Annotated in this window: 18 protein-coding genes; 13 read left to right on the forward strand and 5 right to left on the reverse strand. The window is 71.6% G+C overall.

The genetic code is table 11. The features are described 5' to 3' along the window. Nucleotides 1-4: 4 nt before the first annotated feature. The 3 genes from AB0D53_RS09720 to AB0D53_RS09730 all read left to right on the forward strand — a co-directional run bounded on the left by AB0D53_RS09720 (nt 5) and on the right by AB0D53_RS09730 (nt 3,321). A complete protein-coding gene (locus AB0D53_RS09720) occupies nt 5-1,072 on the forward strand; it encodes a hypothetical protein (protein ID WP_362442589.1) in 1,068 nt (355 codons plus the stop codon). After that, nucleotides 1,069-2,286: a hypothetical protein gene (locus tag AB0D53_RS09725; protein WP_362442592.1), complete on the forward strand. Its 1,218-nt coding sequence runs from the start codon at nt 1,069-1,071 to the stop codon at nt 2,284-2,286. Before AB0D53_RS09720 ends, AB0D53_RS09725 begins: the two co-directional genes overlap by 4 nt. 99 nt (nt 2,287-2,385) lie before the next feature. Continuing rightward, nucleotides 2,386-3,321: a pseudouridine synthase gene (locus AB0D53_RS09730; protein WP_362442595.1), complete on the forward strand. Its 936-nt coding sequence runs from the start codon at nt 2,386-2,388 to the stop codon at nt 3,319-3,321. A 74-nt stretch (nt 3,322-3,395) separates the two neighbouring features. Here AB0D53_RS09730 and AB0D53_RS09735 read toward each other — a convergent pair whose 3' ends face one another. Both AB0D53_RS09735 and AB0D53_RS09740 read right to left on the reverse strand, forming a co-directional pair. Next, nucleotides 3,396-4,025, reverse strand: coding sequence for an MBL fold metallo-hydrolase (locus AB0D53_RS09735; RefSeq protein WP_362442599.1), 630 nt, complete (start codon nt 4,023-4,025; stop codon nt 3,396-3,398). Then, a complete protein-coding gene (locus AB0D53_RS09740) occupies nt 4,025-5,110 on the reverse strand; it encodes an S-(hydroxymethyl)mycothiol dehydrogenase (RefSeq protein WP_329817914.1) in 1,086 nt (361 codons plus the stop codon). Before AB0D53_RS09740 ends, AB0D53_RS09735 begins: the two co-directional genes overlap by 1 nt. Nucleotides 5,111-5,403: 293 nt before the next feature. Between AB0D53_RS09740 and phsA the strand changes: the two genes are divergently transcribed. After that, entirely contained in the window at nt 5,404-7,287 is a 1,884-nt protein-coding gene (phsA, locus tag AB0D53_RS09745; protein WP_362442980.1) for an O-aminophenol oxidase PhsA, read from the forward strand. A gap of 67 nt (nt 7,288-7,354) precedes the next feature. On the opposite strand, the gene AB0D53_RS09750 is transcribed toward phsA, so the two are convergent. Then, complete coding sequence (locus AB0D53_RS09750) at nt 7,355-8,056, reverse strand: FadR/GntR family transcriptional regulator (protein WP_072484579.1); 702 nt, start codon at nt 8,054-8,056, stop codon at nt 7,355-7,357. A gap of 144 nt (nt 8,057-8,200) precedes the next feature. Between AB0D53_RS09750 and AB0D53_RS09755 the strand changes: the two genes are divergently transcribed. The 3 genes from AB0D53_RS09755 (at nt 8,201) to AB0D53_RS09765 (ending at nt 10,812) form a co-directional block, all read left to right on the forward strand. Continuing rightward, nucleotides 8,201-8,710, forward strand: coding sequence for a gluconokinase (locus tag AB0D53_RS09755; RefSeq protein WP_362442604.1), 510 nt, complete (start codon nt 8,201-8,203; stop codon nt 8,708-8,710). Nucleotides 8,711-8,721: 11 nt separating this feature from the next. Further along, the gene (locus AB0D53_RS09760) at nt 8,722-10,119 is read left to right on the forward strand and encodes a gluconate:H+ symporter (RefSeq protein ID WP_362442607.1); all 1,398 of its coding nucleotides are present in this window, start codon (nt 8,722-8,724) and stop codon (nt 10,117-10,119) included. A 243-nt stretch (nt 10,120-10,362) separates the two neighbouring features. Continuing rightward, a complete protein-coding gene (locus AB0D53_RS09765) occupies nt 10,363-10,812 on the forward strand; it encodes an ASCH domain-containing protein (RefSeq protein WP_362442610.1) in 450 nt (149 codons plus the stop codon). 480 nt (nt 10,813-11,292) lie between these two features. On the opposite strand, the gene AB0D53_RS09770 is transcribed toward AB0D53_RS09765, so the two are convergent. Continuing rightward, a complete protein-coding gene (locus AB0D53_RS09770) occupies nt 11,293-13,116 on the reverse strand; it encodes an acyl-CoA dehydrogenase (RefSeq protein WP_362442613.1) in 1,824 nt (607 codons plus the stop codon). A 348-nt stretch (nt 13,117-13,464) separates the two neighbouring features. Continuing rightward, nucleotides 13,465-15,120 carry an FAD-binding dehydrogenase gene (locus tag AB0D53_RS09775; RefSeq protein WP_362442616.1) on the reverse strand — a complete coding sequence of 552 codons (1,656 nt, stop codon included), beginning with the start codon at nt 15,118-15,120 and terminating at the stop codon, nt 13,465-13,467. Nucleotides 15,121-15,357: 237 nt separating this feature from the next. Between AB0D53_RS09775 and AB0D53_RS09780 the strand changes: the two genes are divergently transcribed. The 6 genes from AB0D53_RS09780 (at nt 15,358) to AB0D53_RS09805 (ending at nt 19,098) form a co-directional block, all read left to right on the forward strand. Continuing rightward, a complete protein-coding gene (locus AB0D53_RS09780; protein WP_362442619.1) occupies nt 15,358-16,251 on the forward strand; it encodes a DMT family transporter in 894 nt (297 codons plus the stop codon). 67 nt (nt 16,252-16,318) lie between these two features. Continuing rightward, the gene (locus AB0D53_RS09785; RefSeq protein WP_362442622.1) at nt 16,319-16,948 is read left to right on the forward strand and encodes a TetR family transcriptional regulator; all 630 of its coding nucleotides are present in this window, start codon (nt 16,319-16,321) and stop codon (nt 16,946-16,948) included. A 72-nt stretch (nt 16,949-17,020) separates the two neighbouring features. Continuing rightward, nucleotides 17,021-17,794 (forward strand): glucose 1-dehydrogenase, encoded by a 774-nt coding sequence (locus AB0D53_RS09790; protein WP_362442625.1) that lies wholly within the window; start codon nt 17,021-17,023, stop codon nt 17,792-17,794. 35 nt (nt 17,795-17,829) lie between these two features. Then, the gene (locus tag AB0D53_RS09795) at nt 17,830-18,351 is read left to right on the forward strand and encodes an NUDIX domain-containing protein (RefSeq protein WP_362442628.1); all 522 of its coding nucleotides are present in this window, start codon (nt 17,830-17,832) and stop codon (nt 18,349-18,351) included. Nucleotides 18,352-18,394: 43 nt separating this feature from the next. Continuing rightward, nucleotides 18,395-18,790 carry a DUF202 domain-containing protein gene (locus tag AB0D53_RS09800; RefSeq protein ID WP_362442631.1) on the forward strand — a complete coding sequence of 132 codons (396 nt, stop codon included), beginning with the start codon at nt 18,395-18,397 and terminating at the stop codon, nt 18,788-18,790. Beyond that, on the forward strand, nt 18,787-19,098 hold the full coding sequence (locus tag AB0D53_RS09805; RefSeq protein WP_362442634.1) for a DUF202 domain-containing protein: 312 nt from the start codon (nt 18,787-18,789) through the stop codon (nt 19,096-19,098). Before AB0D53_RS09800 ends, AB0D53_RS09805 begins: the two co-directional genes overlap by 4 nt. Nucleotides 19,099-19,116 lie beyond the last annotated feature (18 nt).

Consider the following 19,116-nt stretch of genomic DNA (forward strand, 5'->3'; position numbering starts at 1 on the left):
TGTGATGGGCGGCAGGCGCGGAAGGCGCGGAGCGATAGCGGCCGGGGCGGTCGCCGGGGCGGTGCTCGTCTCCGGCATCGGGCTGTGGGCGACGGACAGTTGGCCGTTCCGGGAGAGCTACTGCTGGGGGGCGTGGGAGCAGGACAGCGGTGCGGACTTCCTGGGGGACGACGGGCTCTCCAGGTCCGGTTCCGCGCGGAGCGCGACCGAGTCCGCGCCGCCCTCCGCCTCCCGCCACCACGCCAGTTGCACGGTCACGGTGACCTCGACGATCCCTGACGACGACTCGGACGAGCCTCTCTCCTTCAAGGAGCAGGTCACCGTCGAGTACGGTCCGGCCCCCACCGGGGCCGAGGACCGACGCGCCTGGATCGCCCGGTACTTCGACGGCTCGGGGGCGCGACTGCCCGACGGGCTCGACGGACTGGTCGCCGGTGACCGGGCCATGCTGGTGCTGCCCGAGGCCTGCGACGTGGACGGCAGGCCGGCCGCGGTGACGATCCGGAGCGCGAGCACCGGTGACGGCCATCTGGGCAAGGTGGCCATGCCGTTCACGATCGGCTCCCGGTCCGCGGTCACCGGGATGCTGCTGGACGCGGCCAACACCGGTACGCGGAAGGCCGGTTGCGCGCCGGAGAAGCCGCTGCGCACGACCTCTCCGTTCGTGACGGTCCCCGAGGAAACCGAGTCCGCCCGGAGCCCGCTGTGCCGGATCCCCGGTGTCACGCTCGACTTCGGCAAGGGCCCCGGCTACCAGGAGAAGGTGGGCGTGGTCGACGAACGGCTCCAGACGTGTTCGGTGGTGTGGCGCGCGCCGGGGCTGCCCGACGAGCAGGCGGCGCAGTACGTGATGACGGCCGAACCTCGCCTGGTCGCCCTGTTCGAGGGCCTTCCCGAGGGCGTCGGCGACGGGCTCGTGCGCACCGAGTGCCACGGGCGGCGGACGGTGTTCTACGCGAACCTCGGGTCCGGGCTGGAGGGTGCGGGCCGGCCCGACGACCGCACGGTGTTCACGCGCTTCACCGAGTCCGTGGGCAGGCGCATCGGATGCGGGAGCGGTGAGGGCGCATGAGCGACGGGGAGTCCGTGGAGAACGGGGCGGCGGAAGTGGACGGCGAGAACACGACGGACCCCGCCGAGGCGGCACGGGAGCACGATCCCGGTCAGGACGCGTCCGCGCAGCCGGAGCCCGCGCGCGTGCCGGTGCTGAGCCGCGTGCTGCGCAGCCGTACCGCCCGCGCGGTCGCCGCCGCCGGGCTGGCCGGTGCGCTGCTCGGTGCCGGTGCGGTGGCCTGGCGCACGGACACGCTGCCGCTGGTGGGGCCCGCCCCGTGCTGGGACTCGCTCGGCGACGCGGCCGTGTCGGGCCTCTTCGGCGACCGCAGGACCGAGGTCGAGGAACAGGCCCTCCAGCCCGATCCGGTGGGCCGGGGCGACTCGTACGGGCAGTGCCGCATCACCAGCTACAAGGGCGACCGGGCCCGCCGCCAGGTGACCCTGCGGGTGCACCGGCTGGACGGGCTGAACGGCACGGACGGGCGCGACTGGCCCGCGGAGTTCCTCGCGGCCGACATGGTCCCGCTCGGCGACGGACTGCCGGGGATGGCCTCGTCGGCACGCGCCTGGCTGGCGCTGCCGCAGAGCTGCACCGGACGGAAGGATTTCACCGGCCCCACCGTGGTGGACATCGCCATGGGACCGACCGGACTCCCCTTCGGGCCGGACTACGAGCGGGAGGACCTCACGGCGCTGACCCGTGCGCTGGTGGAGGCCACCAACGGGGTCATCCGCGACTTCGGCTGCTCCGGTACGTACCGGACACCGGGCACCCGGCCCGCCCCGAGGGAGCGGAAGCAGACGGGTGCCGCCGACTTCTGCGGCATCAAGGGCTTCACGCTTCCCGGGGCGCACCGCAAGGACCTGGCCCGCACGGTCGTCGGTGGCGACGGCGGGCCCGCCCGGGTCTGCGAGGCCGGCGGCTCGTACAACCCCGCCGTGCGGCTGACGACGGTGACGGACGCGGCGCTGTCCGGGATCTTCTCCTCGGGCACGCTCGGGGCCGGTCTTCCCGTGAAGGGTTCCAAGGGCTCCGGCACCATCGACGGAACCAGGGCCGTCTACCGGGCGCGCTGCCAGACCGGGCCGGTGGTCTTCGTGGTCGAGCAGCTGGACCGCACGGAGCACTCGGCCGCCGGCCTCGCCCGTGAGCTGCTGCCCGGCTATGTGGCCGCCGAGGCCGAGCGCGTCGGCTGCGGTCCGGAGAGGGTGACGCTGCCGGGCTCCTGACGGCGCCCGGCCGGCGAGCGGCGATACTGTGCCGACAGCCCGGGCGACAGAGCGAGGAGCCGGCACGATGAGTACCGCCGCAGTGCTCGGCGTTCCCCGGTGAGGGGGCGCGCGAAGCCCCCGCCGGCGCCGCTGCCGCAGCGGGACGGGATCGATCCGGTCCGGCTGCGGCTCCCGGAGGATCCGGACGGGGCGTGGCCGACCGTGCGCGATCATCTGCTGGCGCGGTTCGCGGGGGCGATCGGCGCGCGGCGGGTCGACGCCATGTTCGCCGAGGGCCGGTTCGTCTCCGTGCGGGGCCCGGTGTCCGCCGACGAGCGGTACGAAGCGGGCCGGTACATCTGGTTCCACCGGGATTTCGCGCCGGAGGAGCCGGTGCCCTTCCCGGTCGGTGTGGTCCACCGCGACGAGCACCTGGTCGTGGCCGACAAGCCGCACTTCCTGGCGACGACGCCGCGCGGCCGGCACATCACCGAGACCGCGGTGGCCCGGCTCCGCCGCGAGCTGGAGCTGCCCCATTTGCAGCCGGCGCACCGGCTGGACCGGCTGACGGCGGGCCTCGTCCTGTTCGTCGTACGGCCCGGGGAGCGGGGCGCGTACCAGACGATGTTCCGGGACCGCTTGGTGCGCAAGGAGTACGAGGCGGTGGCGCCGTACGATCCCGCGCTGACGTTCCCGCGTACCGTGCGCAGCCGGATCGTGAAGGAGCGCGGGGTGATAGCCGCCCGTGAGGAGCCGGGCGAGCCGAACAGCGAGAGCCGGATCGAGCTGCTGGAGCACCGGGAGGGGCTCGGCCGCTACCGGTTGCTGCCCGCCACCGGGCGGACCCATCAGCTGCGGGTCCATATGAACGCCCTGGGGCTGCCGCTCGTCCATGATCCGGTCTATCCGCTGGTCGAGGCGGAAGGAGCCCCGGACGACTTCGCGCGCCCGCTCCAACTCCTCGCCCGGGTGCTGGAGTTCACCGATCCGGTCACGGGTGAGCCGCGCCGCTTCGAGAGCGGGCTGCGGCTCTCCGCGTGGCCGGACCGGTGAGCGTCCGCGGTTCTCAGTGACCGCGGGCGATCCGTGTTGGGGACGTACACCCGGGAGGGGAGGTCCCGCGATTCTCAGTGACCGCGGGCGATCCACTCGTCCAGGTGCGGGGCCTCCGCGCCGATGGTGGTGGAGTCGCCGTGTCCGGTACGGACGGTGGTCTCCGGCGGGAGCGCGAGCAGCCGGTCCCTGATCGACGCGACGATGGTCGGGAAGTGCGAGAAGGACCGTCCGGTGGCGCCGGGCCCGCCCTGGAAGAGCGTGTCCCCGGTGAAGACGGTGGCGTGCCCGGGAGCGTACAGGCAGACGGCGCCCGGGGCGTGGCCGGGGGTGTGCAGGACCTTGAGGGTCGTTCCGGCGATCTCCAGCTCCTGGCCGTCGGTCAGTTCGCCGTCCGGGAGGCGGTCCGGGTGGGTCTGCTTCCACAGCGGCAGGTCGTCGGGGTGCAGCAGGATCGGCGCGCCGGTGGCGTCGGCCAGGGCGGGGGCCGCGTCGATGTGGTCGTTGTGCGCGTGGGTGCAGACGATGGCGCGCAGCGTACGGCCGTTCAGCGCGTCCTCGATGGCGGTGGCGTCATGGGCGGCGTCGATGACGATCGCCTCGCTGTCGTCGCCGACGATCCAGACGTTGTTGTCGACGTCCCACTCCCCGCCGTCGAGGGCGAAGGTGCCGGAGGTGACGAGGTGGTCGATGCGGGCGGCCATCAGAGGACCACCACCGAGCGCAGCACGTCGCCGTCGTGCATCCGGGCGAAGGCCTGCTCGACGTCACCGAGTCCGATGGTCTCGGTGACGAACGCGCCGAGGTCGATCCGCCCCTGCTGGTGCAGGTCGATGAGCATCGGGAAGTCGCGCGAGGGCAGGCAGTCGCCGTACCAGGAGGACTTGAGCGAGCCGCCGCGCCCGAAGACGTCGAGGAGCGGCAGCTCCAGCTGCATCTCCGGGGTGGGGACGCCGACCAGGACGACGGTGCCGGCGAGGTCGCGGGCGTAGAAGGCCTGCTTGTAGGTCTCGGGGCGGCCGACCGCCTCGATGACGACGTCCGCGCCGTTGCCGCCGGTGAGGGAGCGGATCGCCTCGACCGGGTCGGTGGAGCGGGAGTTGACGGTGTGCGTGGCGCCCATCGTCTTCGCCGTCTCCAGCTTGCGGTCGTCGATGTCCACGGCGATGATCTTCGCCGCGCCGGCCAGCCGGGCACCGGCGATCGCCGCGTCACCGACGCCGCCGCAGCCGATCACGGCGACCGAGTCGCCGCGGCCGACCTGTCCGGTGTTGATGGCGGCGCCGATGCCCGCCATCACGCCGCAGCCGAGCAGTCCGGCGACGGCCGGGGAGACCTCCGGGTCGACCTTGGTGCACTGGCCGGCGGCGACCAGGGTCTTCTCGGCGAAGGCGCCGATACCGAGGGCCGGCGACAGCTCCGTGCCGTCGAGCAGGGTCATCTTCTGCTTCGCGTTGTGGGTGTCGAAGCAGTACCAGGGGCGGCCGCGCAGACAGGCGCGGCACTGTCCGCACACGGCACGCCAGTTGAGGACGACGAAGTCGCCGGGGGCGACGTCCGTGACGCCCTCGCCGACGGACTCCACCACGCCGGCGGCCTCATGGCCGAGCAGGAAGGGGAACTCGTCGTTGATCCCGCCCTGCTTGTAGTGGAGGTCGGTGTGACAGACGCCGCACGCCTGGATCTTCACCACGGCCTCGCCGGGGCCCGGGTCCGGGATCACGATCGTCTCGATCCGTACCGGCTCGTTCTTCCCCGGTGCGATGACCCCTTGCACCTGCTGCGACATACCGTGGACTCCCTGTTTCCGTCTCATTGCGAAGATCGAACACGAACAACCGTACGCCCCGTGAGGGTGTCACGGCGGCGCGCCGCGTTGGCGGGAAACGACCGCCGTCCACCCGGTGGGATGTACCGCTTTCGGTCAGATGATGCACCCTGCTGAACTCCGGTGGCTGCCAGGCCGTCCTTCGATGCACAGGGGCCGCCGAATCAGTACCTGCGGGGGCAGGGGTCGCGTGGTCCAGCAGCAGTGGAATGACGGATCATGGGGGAAGTACCTTGACCGAGACCACCAGAACCATGGAGAAGACCGGCCGGCGGGCCGGCGAACCGGGACCGGGACCCGGAGCGGCCGCGCTCGGGGCACCGGTCGGCGGACTCGTCCCGTACACCGACGCGTTGCCCGTCCCGCCGGTGCTCCGCCCGCAGAGCGGCGATGTGCTCCGCGAGACCGAGATCGCCCTGTCACCCACCTGGGTGCGGCTGCACGCACAGCTGCCGCCGACGCTGATGTGGGGGTACAACGGCACGGTGCCGGGGCCGACCATCGAGGTGCGGCGCGGGCAGCGGATCAGGATCGCCTGGACCAACCGCATTCCCAGGGGCAGCGAGTACCCGGTCACGGCGGTGGAGGTCGGACCGGTCAAGCAGGACGAACCGGCACCGCACAACCGCCCCGGACGCGACGGTGTCGAGCCGAACGCGGACGTCGCCGAGCTGCCCGCCTGGACGGTGACCCATCTGCACGGCGCGCAGACCGGTGGCGGCAACGACGGCTGGGCGGACAACGCGGTCGGCTTCGGAGACGCGCAGCTGTCGGAGTACCCGAACGACCACCAGGCCACGCAGTGGTGGTACCACGACCACGCGATGAACATCACCCGGTGGAACGTCTACGCCGGACTCGTCGGCACCTATCTGGTCAGGGACGACGAGGAGGACGCGCTCGGCCTGCCGTCCGGTGACCGGGAGTTGCCGCTGATCCTCGCCGACCGCAACCTGGACACCGACGCGGACGGCCGGCTCAACGGGCGGCTGCTGCACAAGACGACGGTGATCACCGAGGCCGATCCGGAGACCGGGAAGCCCGTGTCGCTGCCGTTCCTCGGCCCGTACACCACGGTCAACGGCCGTATCTGGCCGCATCTGGACGTGGACGACGCCTGGTACCGGTTCCGGCTCGTCAACGCCTCCAACGCCCGGATCTACGATCTGGTGCTGGTCGACGAGGACAACAACCCGGTGCCGGGCGTGATCCGGCAGATCGGCAGCGACGGCGGGCTGTTGCCGCGCCCGGTGCCGGTCGACTTCGACGGGGTGCTGCCGCAGCTGACGATCGCCCCGGCCGAGCGGATGGACCTGTTGATCGACTTCTCGGCGCTGGCCGGGCGCCGGGTCCGGCTGGTCAACCGCGGCAGACTGGCGCCGGGGGTGCCGGACCTCTCGGCGAACGTGCCGTTCCCGCAGGTGATGGAGTTCCGGGTACGGGAGACGGGGCGGCGGGACGGTTTCGAACTGCCCGAGGTGCTGTCCGGTTCGTTCCGGCGGTACGAGCACGGCCGGCTGGAGCACGGGCACCGGCTCGTGGTGCTGACGGTGCCGGGCACGGTCGGCGGCGGCGGTCACCCGGAGATCTGGGAGATGGCGGAGGTCGAGGACGCCGCCGGGGTGCAGGTGCCCGCGGACGGTGTCATCCAGGTCCGGGGCGAGGACGGCACGGTGCGCACGTACCGCAGGATCTCGCGGACCTTCAACGACGGCCTCGGCTTCACGGTGGGCGAAGGCACCCACGAGCAGTGGTCGTTCCTCAACCTGGGCGGTCCGACGCATCCGATGCACATCCATCTGGCGGACTTCCAGGTGATGGGCCGGGAGGCGTACGAGCTCGACGGCTTCGACCCGGCGGTCGGCGGAACCCGCTCCCCCGTGGCGTTCGACCACGGCACCACGATCCCGACGGCGCCGAACGAGCAGGGTTGGAAGGACGTCTTCCGGGTGCCCGCCGGGCAGTTGGTGAAGGTGCTCGGAAGATTCGACGGCGCGTACGGGCGGTTCATGTACCACTGCCATCTGCTGGAGCACGAGGACATGGGAATGATGCGGCCGTTCGTCGTGATGCCGCCCGAGGCGGTGAAGTTCGACCACGGCGCCGGGCACGGCGGCCACCACGGCCACAGCGGCTGACCGGCCGGACCGGCGGCCCCCGCGGGATCGATCCGCGGGGGCCGCCGCGTGTCCGCGGTCCCGGGCCTCAGGGCGCGAGGACGTCCAGTTCGTGCAGGGCGCCCACCGCGATCTCCTTCGTGAGCCGCTCCGCCGCCGCGGCGTCGCCCTCGCGGACCGCCTCGGCGAGCCGGACGTGGAGGGTGACCGCGGCCGGGTCCGGGTCCTCGAACATCACCTGGTGGTGGGTGCGGCCCGCCAGGACCTCGGCGACGACGTCGCCGAGCCGCGCGAACATCTCGTTGCCGGAGGCGTTGAGCACGATCCGGTGGAACGCGATGTCGTGCTCCAGATAGCCCTCCAGCTGCTGGCCGCGCGAGGTGGCGACCATGCCGAGCGCGCACTCGGTGAGGGCCGCGCACTGCTCCGGGGTGGCGTTGCGGGCGGCGAGGCCGGCCGCGACGGGCTCGATCGCCGACCGCAGCACGGTCAGGGAGCGCAGCTGGCGCGGGCGGTCGGCGCCGGCCAGCCGCCACCGGATGACCTGGGGGTCGTACACGTTCCACGCCTCGGTCGGCCGCACGGTGACGCCGACCCGGCGCCGGGACTCCACCAGGTGCATGGACTCCAGGACACGGATCACCTCGCGTACGACGGTGCGCGACACGTCGAAGCGCTGGGCGAGCTCATCGGTGCGCAGGACCTGTCCCGGCGGGTGCTCCCCGGCGGCGATCTCCAGACCCAGGGTGTCCAGCACATGTGTATGCAGCCCAGGGCCCTGTGTGGTCATGAGCACAGCCTACGGGGCCCCCTCCAGGAACAAAAAGTACGACGTTTATGTCACAGCATCTTGAATAAGTCGTACGTATAGGTTTCAGTAGCGCGACGGACCGATGTCGAGGAAGACATCGAAGAAGACTGCGAGGCACCACCAATGAGCACCCCCCACGTCGTCGTGGTGATGGGCGTAGCAGGGACCGGCAAGACCACGATCGGCCCCCTGCTCGCCGCCGGACTCGGCGTTCCGTACGCAGAGGGCGACGACTTCCATCCCGCGGCGAACATCGCCAAGATGTCGGCCGGCACCCCGCTGGACGACTCCGACCGGTGGCCCTGGCTCGATGCGATCGGCCGGTGGGCGCACAGCCGGGCGGGGCTCGGCGGAGTGGTGAGCAGCTCGGCGCTCAAGCGGTCCTACCGCGACCGGCTGCGCGCCGAGGCACCCGATGCGGTCTTCCTCCATCTGACCGGCGACCGGGCCCTGATCGAGCACCGCATGGCGGAGCGCAAGGGGCACTTCATGCCCACCGCGCTGCTCGACTCGCAGTTCGCCACCCTGCAGCCGCTGCGGGAGGACGAGGCCGGAGTCTCGGTCGACGTGTCCGGCACCCCTGAAGAAATCACCCAGCGAGCCGTCGCCGCGTTGCGCCGGCTCGGAAACTAAGGATCACCACCGTGACCAGTCTCAGCGTCGAGATGTTGGCAGCGGACGCCGTCGAACCGATCACTTCGGCAGGCAACGCGCAGTTGGGCATCGCAGTCCTGGCGGGCATCGCCGTCATCGTTCTGCTCATCACCAAGTTCAAGATGCACGCGTTCCTCGCGCTGACCATAGGCTCGCTGGCGCTCGGTTCGTTCGCCGGCGCCGCTCCGGCCAAGACGATCGCCAGCTTCACCGCAGGACTCGGTTCGACCGTCGCGGGTGTCGGTGTGCTCATCGCGCTCGGCGCGATCCTCGGTAAGCTGCTGGCCGACTCCGGTGGCGCGGACCAGATCGTCGACACCATCCTCGCGAAGGCGAGCCGGCGCTCCATGCCGTGGGCGATGGTCCTGATCGCCTCGATCATCGGCCTGCCGCTCTTCTTCGAGGTCGGCATCGTGCTGCTGATCCCGGTGGTGCTGCTCGTCGCGAAGCGCGGCAACTTCTCCCTGATGCGGATCGGCATCCCGGCGCTGGCCGGTCTCTCCGTGATGCACGGCCTGATCCCGCCGCACCCCGGCCCGCTGGTGGCGATCGACGCCCTCGGCGCCAACCTCGGTGTCACGCTGGCGCTGGGTGTGCTGGTGGCGATCCCGACCGTGATCATCGCGGGGCCGCTCTTCTCCCGCTACGCGGCGCGCTGGGTGGACATCAAGGCTCCGGAGAAGATGATTCCGCAGCGCCCCTCGGAGGACCTCGACCGCCGTCCCAGCTTCGGCGCCACCCTGGCGACCATTCTGCTGCCGGTCGTGCTGATGCTGGTCAAGGCCCTGGTCGACATCGTCGTCGACGACCCGGAGCAGGGCCTGCAGAAGGTCACCGATGTGATCGGCTCGCCGCTGATCGCCCTTCTCGCGGCTGTCATAGTCGGCATGTTCACGCTGGGCCGGGCGGCCGGCTTCTCCAAGGGGCGGCTCTCCACCACCGTCGAGAAGTCCCTGGCCCCGATCGCCGGTGTGCTGCTGATCGTGGGCGCGGGCGGCGGTTTCAAGCAGACCCTGATCGACGCCGGCGTGGGCCAGATGATCCTGGACTTCTCCAAGGACTGGTCGATCCCGGCGCTGCTGCTGGGCTGGCTGATCGCCGTCGCGATCCGGCTCGCGACCGGCTCGGCGACCGTGGCCACCATCTCGGCGGCCGGCCTGGTCGCCCCGCTGGCCGCCGACATGTCGACGTCCCACGCCGCTCTGCTGGTCCTCGCCGTCGGCGCGGGCTCGCTCTTCTTCAGCCATGTCAATGACGCCGGGTTCTGGCTGGTGAAGGAGTACTTCGGTATGAACGTCGGCCAGACGGTGAAGACCTGGTCGGTGATGGAGACCATCATCTCCGTGGTCTCGCTGGCCTTCATCCTGCTGCTGTCGCTGGTCATCTAGCGCGCGGCCGCCCGCACGGTCCTCCCCCCACAGCGCATGCTGTGACCGTGCCCGATGGCGCTCGACCGACCCGGTGCGCATGCCCTGGCGTGCCTCCGGGCCGGCGGGCGCCGTCGCCATGGGCCCGGCCGGGCCGCCCGCCCGCACCGGTGTACAACTCGTCCCGCCCCGAGCACAGTTGACGGCGCCCGCCCCGCGCCGGCACCGGCGCCGCGCCCCGGCGGACATGCCAGACTTGGCGCCATGTCGAACCGTGAACCCCTCAAGCCCTTTCTCCTCGCCTTCCCCGGACCGCTGCGCGACCGGCTGGTGGGAGCGGTGCTGGCCGGCGCGAAGGTGTCGACGACCGGGCTGCTCGCGGAGTACGAGGCGGAGAAGGAGGAGCTGCCTCCGGTGGGTGAGCGGTCCGCGCTGATCGACTCGGACGGCCGGGAGACCGCGGTGCTGGAGGTGACGGAGGTGCGGGTGCTGCGCCTCGGTGACGTCGGCCTCCAGCATGTGATCGACGAGGGCGAGGGCGACGCCTCGGTCGCCGAGTGGCGCGCGGGGCACGAGCGGTTCTGGCACAGCGAGGAGATGCGGGAGGCACTCGGCGACCCGGGGTTCACCGTCGACGACGACACCATGGTCGTCGCCGAACGGTTCCGGGTCGTCGAGCTGCTGGACCCCGTCGTGGGCGCGGAGGAGCGGTAGCCGCCCTGCCCGAGGCCGGGCGTGTCGGCGGGGTCGCCTCCGTACCCGGCGAAGCGCGCGTTCATCCGGCGAAGCGCTTCCAGCCGGTCGTACGGGCGGTGGTCGCCCTCGGCGAGTCCATCGGGGGCAGCGGTATCCCGGCCCGCCCGGACGGTGGTCGACGACCTCGGCGTCGGCCGGGACCGGATCGCTGCCTCCGTCCGGCAGCCGGCCGAGTCCGTACGGGAGTACGTGCCCGGCCACCGGCGCAGGCGGACGGAGGCCGGGCACGCCCCGACGAGCCCCGTGCCGGGCCGGGAATTCTCTTCGTACGGCCGGCCCTTCGGCCGGGAACGCCGTCCGCGACACTCCCGCGATCCGCAGGACTCACCGCCATGACGTGGAACGGGCCGCACCCGGCCTTCGGGTGCGGCCCGTTCTTCTTGATGGTGCCGGCTGCTTCCGGGCGTGCCTCGTCCCGGTGAACAGGCCCGGAGGCTCTCACCCGGGCAGCAGGCTGCCTTCGAGGCCTTCGGCACGGTTGATCGGGTGGTCGAGGAAGACCTCGTCCGCCAGGGCGAATCCCTTCGTGAGCGTCATGGCGTGGGGTGCGAGGTCCGCGACGAGGCTCTCGGCCTCGTCGGGCAGCCGCCTCACCTGGTCGCCGGTCAGATACCCCTCCGCGAGGAGGTCTCCGCTGTGAGCCGCGACCCGGCGCAGGGCGAACAGCCGGTGCAGCAGTCCCAGCTGACGCCGTGCTTCCGGGTCGGCGGCCCGGGTGGCCGCGTCCAGAAGGGCTTGGGCAGCCTGACCGTGTGCGTAGGCGTCGACCAGTTCCAGGGCCGGCGTGACGGTGGCGTTCCATCGCTTGAGGGGGTCGCCGGCCGTTCGGCTGCGCAGGCGGGTACGTGCTCTTTGGTGCCAGATCCGTTCGATGTCCGACAACAGGTCCTGGAGGAAGACCGGATCGCCGAGGTCGCGGTCCTCGGGCGGTGCCGTCCGGGGTTCCTTCGGAGTGAAGTGCCCGAGAAGCATCTCGCCCGCGGCCTTGACCCAGATGACAAGGTTGTCGCCCTCCGCGGTGATGGTTCCCTCGTTGGCCGCCAGCTGGCCCGCGATCCCGTTGGCCAGGAAGAGCCCCTGCGCACCGCAGCGTTCCCGGCACTCGGTCATGACGGCCCGTGCCCGCCAGGTGATCCAGCCCTTGGCTATGGCCGCGAACCGCTCGCCGTCCTCCCGCTCCGACTCCGTCGCCCGCGCCCACTGCCGTACCGCGACGCGGTGCAGGAGGGTCGCGGCGTAGGAGGTCGCGATGGCGTCGATGAGCGGGCCGTGGTGGCTGCGGTGGGCGAACAGCGGAACATCGCCGCGGGCCGACACCCCGGAGGTCTGCCTCGTATGGGCGTGCCGTACGGCTACGGCGAGCGCGTGACGCATGACTCCGAGGCTGTAGGCGCTCATGCAGTGCTTACCGGCGGTGACGCGGCCGATGGAGTGCAGAAAGCGCTTTCGGGGGCTGCCGATGGAACTGGTGAAGTCGCCTTCCGGCGTGAGGCGCCCGTGGTCCGACTGCAGGAGTGCTCCGTAGGGCAACCGGACATGGTCGAAGGATGTGACGGAGTGGTCGACGGGGGCGGTGGCGGTCTGCGGCAGCCTGCGTATCCCGACTCCTGGCAGGGGCAGCCCGGCCTCGTCGCTGAGCGGGGTGAGAAACAGGAAGACGCCCTGGTCCTTGCCGTCCGTGATCAGGCGGGCAGCTACGACAGCGGATTTGGGACCGCCGATGGAGCTGGTGTTCGGCATGAACTTGCGTGCCGCCGCGCTGGGCGTGTGCAGCACGAACTCCCTCGCGGCCCGGTCGTACGTGGCGGTGGTCTCCAGTTGCGAGGCGCTGTTGCCGTGCCCGGCCTCCGTGCACAGGAACGTTCCCGTACGCCGCAGACCGACCAGTTCCCCCAGATCGCGATCCGGACCCGGCGCGTGGTCGACGAGACTGCCGAGGAAGAGGTTGTAGTGGATGCTCGCCACCGTTCCCAGCCCCGCGTCCACCGGGCCGACCCATTCGTGGAGTGCCGCGAGCCGCTCCACATCGGCCACGAAGTCCTCGGGTTCGTCGAGCGCGTCGTTGATCAGGTGTAAACGTGCATAGGACAGTGCGGCACGTTCGTCGGGAGACAGCCCTTCCCTGAAGCGGAACGGCTCTGTACTGAACAGCTTGCGCCAGGGCTCGTGGAACTCTTCCAGCCGTTCACCGAAGAGCACCCGCGTCAGCGCCGCGACGGTCGAAGCTGCCTGGTCGGAGGAGGGCGAGGCGTTGTTGATCACGCTTCGGAACGCTAGCTCATACGTTCGGTGAGTACGGCGTGATGATCAACACGATTGAGATCATGCAAATGACGGTACCCACGCGTTGCAGGGCGTGGGTACGTCCCGCACCGTCAGGGAATGTACGGAAAGATCGCGGCGGAATATGCCGCCCGGGCCGGCCGGTCCTTCGCGGGCCGGGCGGAGAACCCCGGCCCGGGGCCTGCCGGGTGTCCTCCGGCCGCACGGCGGACGCGGTCCCGCCGTGGATCCGGGGTGCCGGGACGCCCTCGGGCACGCCTCCCCCGCCCGAAACGGAACCGGGAGCCCGCGGGGAGATGCCAGGGCGTCCCGGTCACCGGAGGGGTCCTAGCCGACCGCCTCCGCCGCCGCCCGGCCCGCCGCGCGACCGGAGAATATGCAGCCGCCGAGGAAGGTCCCTTCCAGCGAGCGGTAGCCGTGCACCCCGCCGCCGCCGAACCCGGCCGCCTCCCCCGCCGCGTACACACCGGCCAGGGGGGTGCCGTCCGCGGTCAGCACCCGGGACGACAGGTCGGTCTCCAGTCCGCCGAGCGACTTGCGGGTCAGGATGTTCAGCCGTACGGCGATCAGCGGGCCGGCCTTGGGGTCGAGGATGCGGTGCGGCGCGGCCGTCCGGATCAGCTTGTCGCCGAGGTAGGCGCGGGCGCCGTGGATCGCGGTGATCTGGAGGTCCTTGGTGAAGGGGTTGGCGATCTCTCGGTCGCGTGCGGTGATCTCGCGGCGCAGTTCGGCCTCGTCGATCAGCGGTTCCGCGGTGAGCGCGTTCATGCCCCGGACGAGCGCGGCGAGGTCCTTCTCGACGACGAAGTCCGCTCCGTTGTCCATGAACGCCTTGACCGGGGCCGGTACGTCGGCACGGGCCCGGCCGATCACGTCGCGGATCGACTTTCCGGTCAGATCCGGGTTCTGCTCGGAGCCGGAGAGCGCGAACTCCTTCCCGATGATCTTCTGGTCGAGCACGAACCAGGTGTAGTCGTGGCCGGACCTCATGATGTGTTCGAGGGTGCCGAGGGTGTCGAAGCCCGGGAAGAGCGGGACCGGCAGCCGCTTGCCCCGGGCGTCCAGCCAGAGCGAGGACGGTCCGGGCAGGATCCGGATGCCGTGCCTGGCCCAGATCGGGTTCCAGTTCTCGATGCCCTCGGTGTAGTGCCACATCCGGTCGCGGTTGATGTGGTGGGCGCCCGCCTCCTCGGCGATGCCGAGCATGAGTCCGTCGACGTGGGCGGGGACGCCGGAGAGCATCTTCGCGGGCGGGGTGCCGAGCCGCTCGGGCCACTGCTTGCGCACCAGGTCGTGGTTGCCGCCGATGCCCCCGGAGGTGACGATCACCGCCTGGGCCCTCAGCTCGAACGTGCCGGCCGCCCGGCGGCTGCTCGCGGTGCCCCGGGCGGCGGCGCTCGGCTCCAGCACCTCACCGGTCACCGTGTCGACGGCGCCCGCGGTGCGGCCGAGGCCGGTGACCCGGTGGCGGAACCGGAACTGTACGAGCCCCTTGGCGACGCCCGCGCGGACCCGGCGCTCGAAGGGGGCGACGATGCCGGGGCCGGTGCCCCAGGTGATGTGGAAGCGGGGTACGGAGTTGCCGTGGCCCGTCGCGTCGTAGCCGCCTCGCTCGGCCCAGCCGACGACGGGGAAGATCCGCAGCCCCTGGGCGTGCAGCCAGGAGCGCTTCTCACCGGCCGCGAAGTCGACGTACGCCTCGGCCCACTTCCGCGGCCAGTGGTCCTCCTCGCGGTCGAAGCCCGCCGTGCCGAACCAGTCCTGGAGGGCCAGCTCATGGCTGTCCTTGACCCGCATCCGGCGCTGCTCGGGCGAGTCGACGAGGAAGAGGCCGCCGAAGGACCAGTGCGCCTGGCCGCCGATCGACTGCTCGGGCTCCTGGTCGAGCAGGATCACCGAGCGGCCCGCGTCGACCAGCTCGGCGGTGGCCACCAGACCGGCGAGCCCTGCCCCGATAACGATCACATCAGCGTCGTACGCCATGGGTTCCATCCTTGTCGGGGCGGTCGATCCGGTCACGGCCGCGGTAGGGACCGGAGCCGGCTGCGGAGCGGAGTCCGGAGCCGGCTCCCGAGACGGAAGTTACTCGTGCGTCAGATCTTCTGCACCGGCCGCTGCGGCGTCAACCGCCCGGTCGGCGGCGCTCCGGCCGCACCCCCGGGACACAGGCGCTATCGTCGATACAAATCACCCACTTCTGGCCTGACTTGAGGTAGAAGCGTGTCGGTGCTGGTCTTCGTGCTCGCCGTGAGTGCCGCCTGCTGTCTGGGCTTCGGCTTCGTACTGCAGCAGGCCGCCGCTTCGCACGCCCCGCGCAGCGACTACCTCTCGCCCCGGCTGCTGCTCGACCTGATGCGGGTGCCGAGCTGGCTGGCCGGGATCGGGCTGATGGTCTGCGGCATGGTGCTGGGCGCCCTGGCGCTGGGCAAGGGCGAGGTCTCCGTCGTCGAACCCCTCCTCGCGACCAATCTGCTCTTCGCGATGGCCCTGTCACGCCATCGCACCGGCCAGCGGCTCGGCCATCAGGGCTGGGCCGGCCTCTGGCTGCTGGCCGGCGGGGTCACGGCCTTTCTGCTGGCGGGCCAGCCGCAGGGCGGCGAGGTGGTGACCAGTCCGCTGCGGCACTGGCTGGTGATCGGCGTGGTCGTGGGCACCGCGCTGCTGCTCACCGCCGTCGCCAAGGGCTCCGGGTCCGGGGCCGCCCCCGCGCTGCTCGCGGTGGCGGCCGGGCTGCTGTACGGACTGCAGGACGCCCTCACCCGGGTCAGCGGCCAGCGGCTGTCCGACGGCGGGTGGGCGGCGCTGGTGACGGGGTGGCAGCCGTACGCGGTGGTGGCGCTGGGGGTGACGGGGCTGCTGCTGGTGCAGAGCGCGTTCGAGACGGGCCCGTTGCGGGTCTCGCTGCCCCCGCTGACCGCCGCGCAGCCACTGGCCGGGATCGCCTGCGGGGTCGGTTTCCTGGGCGACCGGTTGCGCACCGACACCGGTGCGCTGGCCTGGCAGGCGGCCGGTCTCGTGGCGATCGTCGTCGGGATCGTGCTGCTGGGGCTGCATCCGGCGATGCCGGAGGGGCCGGTGGGCGGGCGCCGGGAGAAGAGCCTCCAGCCGAACTGAGCGGGGGCGCCCGGCCCGGGTGCCCCCGGCACTGGTTTTTAATAATGGCCAGCATTAGAATGCTGGCATGGCGCGAACGTCCGGGCAGGAGACCAGGGAGAAGCTGATCCGCGCGGCCGAGGAGGTCTTCGCCGCGCAGGGCCCCGACGGCGCCCAGCTGCGGGACATCGTCCGGCTCGCCGGACAGAGCAATCCCTCCGCGGTCCAGTACCACTTCGGCTCCCGGGCCGGCCTGCTGGACGCGGTGATGGCGGGCCGCCAGGCCCGTACCGAACAGGTACTGGCCCCCCTGCTCGACGAGCTGGGCGAGGACGGCGGCGTACGGGAGCTGCTCACCGCGTTGGTGGCGGCCGAGGCGAGCCTGCTCGCCGACGACCGCGGCCGCCGCTGTCTGCTGATCTCGTCCCGGCTCACCCATGAGACCGGGCTGCGGACCGGCCGGCTGCACCCTGTTCTGGACGGCACCAGCTACGGGCGGCTGATCGGCCGTGTCGGGGACCGCCTGGGCGCGCTCCCCGGCCCCGTGCGCCTGGAGCGCCTGGATCTGGCGCTCACCCTGATCGGCGCGGCGCTGGCCGACCGCGCCCGTCAGCGCCTGGACGGCACCGAACCGCTGACCGGCGACGAGCTCTTCCTCGCCGACCTCGTCGGGACCACCACCGCGTTCCTGCACGCCCCCGTGCCGGGCGGCGCGTGACCACCGGACCTCTCACCACCGCATCGATCACCACCGCACCACTTGCCACCTGCACCACATGAAGGAAGCGACATGACCGACAAGAGCAACCTCACCGACAAGACCGTCATCATCACCGGCGGCGCCCGGGGCCTGGGCGCCGAGGCCGCCCGCCTCGCGGTGGCGGGTGGTGCCCATGTGGTGATCACCGATGTGCTCGACGAGGAGGGCGCCGCCACCGCCGCGGAGCTGGGGGCCAAGGCCCGCTTCATGCACCACGACGTGACCTCCGAGGAGGACTGGCAGCGCGTGGCGGAGTTCACCGTCGCCGAGTTCGGGCGGATCGACGGGCTGGTCAACAACGCCGGGGTGTCCACCGGCCAGCCGCTGGAGACCGAGAGCGTCGAGCACTTCCGCAAGGTCATCGACATCAACCTGACGGCCGTCTTCATCGGTATGAAGACGGTGATCCCGGTGATGAAGGAGAACGGCGGCGGTTCGATCGTCAACATCTCCTCGGCCGCCGGTCTGATGGGCCTCGCCCTCACCTCCAGCTACGGCGCCTCGAAGTGGGGTGTGCGCGGTCTGACGAAGGTCGGCGCGGTGGAGCTCGGCACGGCGAGGATCCGGGTGAACTCGGTGCACCCGGGCATGGTCTACACGCCGATGACCGCGTCCGTCGGCATCCAGCAGGGCGAGGGCAACTACCCGAACACCCCGATGGGCCGGGTCGGCGAGGCCCCGGAGATCGCGGAGGCGGTCGCCTTCCTGCTCTCGGACGCCGCCTCGTACATCACCGGCGCCGAGCTGGCCGTGGACGGCGGCTGGACCACGGGCCCGACGGTCAAGTACGTCATGGGGCAGTAACCCGTCCCGCGATGGCCTGATGTTGGATGAGGAGCATGACTCCTTCTGACGAGATCCTGGACATCGTCGACGAGAACGACGTGGTCGTGGGGCAGGCCCCGCGCGGTGAGGCCACCGCGCGGGGCCTTCGTCATCGCTGCGCGTTCATCGAGGTCCGGGACGCGCAGGGCCGGCTCTTCGTCCACCGCCGGACCCCGGGCAAGCTGGTCTTCCCGTCCCACTACGACATGTTCGTCGGCGGGGTGGTCGGCGCCGGTGAGTCGTACGACGAGGCGGCGCTGCGGGAGGCCGAGGAGGAGCTGGGGGTGTCCGGGCTCCCCCGGCCCGAACCGCTCTTCAAGTTCCTCTACGAGACCGCCGAGCACTCCTGGTGGTCGTACGTCTACCGGGTACGGTGCGAGCTGCCGGTGAACCCGCAGGCGGAGGAGGTCGCCTGGCACACCTTCCTCAGCGATGACGAGCTGGCTCGGCGGATCGACGACTGGGACTGGGTGCCGGACGGCCTGGAGGCGTACCACCGGCTGCGCGCCTTCCGGGCGTCCGGAACGGCCTCCTGAGCCGGAGCGCGGACACCGGCAGGGCGGCAGATAAGGTTCACAAGTGAACGGATTCGTACAGAGCCTGCGGCTGTGGTTCGCGCCGCAGCGCATCCGCGACGAGGGCGACACCCCCGACTACCGGTTCTCGCTCGCCAACGAGCGCACCTTCCTCGCCTGGATCCGGACGGCTCTGGCGCTGATCGGCGGCGGATTCGCGGTCGACCAGTTCCTGCCGGAGCTGGCATGGGGGATCCGTGCCGGTCTGGCGCTCGCGCTGCTGGCGGCCGGTGTGCTGTGCGCGCTGCGGGCGGTCAACCACTGGGTGCGGTGCGAGCGGGCGATGCGGCGTGGGGAGGACCTCCCGGTCTCGCGGTTCCCGACGCTGCTCGCACTGGCCGTCGGCGTCGTCGCGGTGGCGATGGTGGTGGTGGTCCTCTTCGGCTGGGAGGGCCGGTGACCCCCGAGGGGCGCGACCCCGGACTCCAGCCCGAGCGGACCCGGCTGGCCTGGCGGCGTACGACGCTGTCGTGCACGGTGGTGGCGCTGCTGGCGGCCAGGCAGGCGCTGAACGGCGGGGCGGGCCCGGCCGCGATCGTGGCGGTGTCGCTGAGCGCGCTGGCCTGGCTGGGTTTTCTGCGGGTGGCGCATCTGCGGGTGCTCGGGATGGGGACCGCCCGGCCGCGACCGCTGTCGGCACGCGGCGCGCTGACGGCGGCGGCGTGCACGGTCGCCCTCGCGGTGTTCGCCGCGGCCATGCTGTTCTGAGGACCGGGTGAGGGGCCG

The sequence above is a fragment of the Streptomyces sp. NPDC048295 genome (genome assembly GCF_040652135.1).
GTDB lineage: Bacteria > Actinomycetota > Actinomycetes > Streptomycetales > Streptomycetaceae > Streptomyces.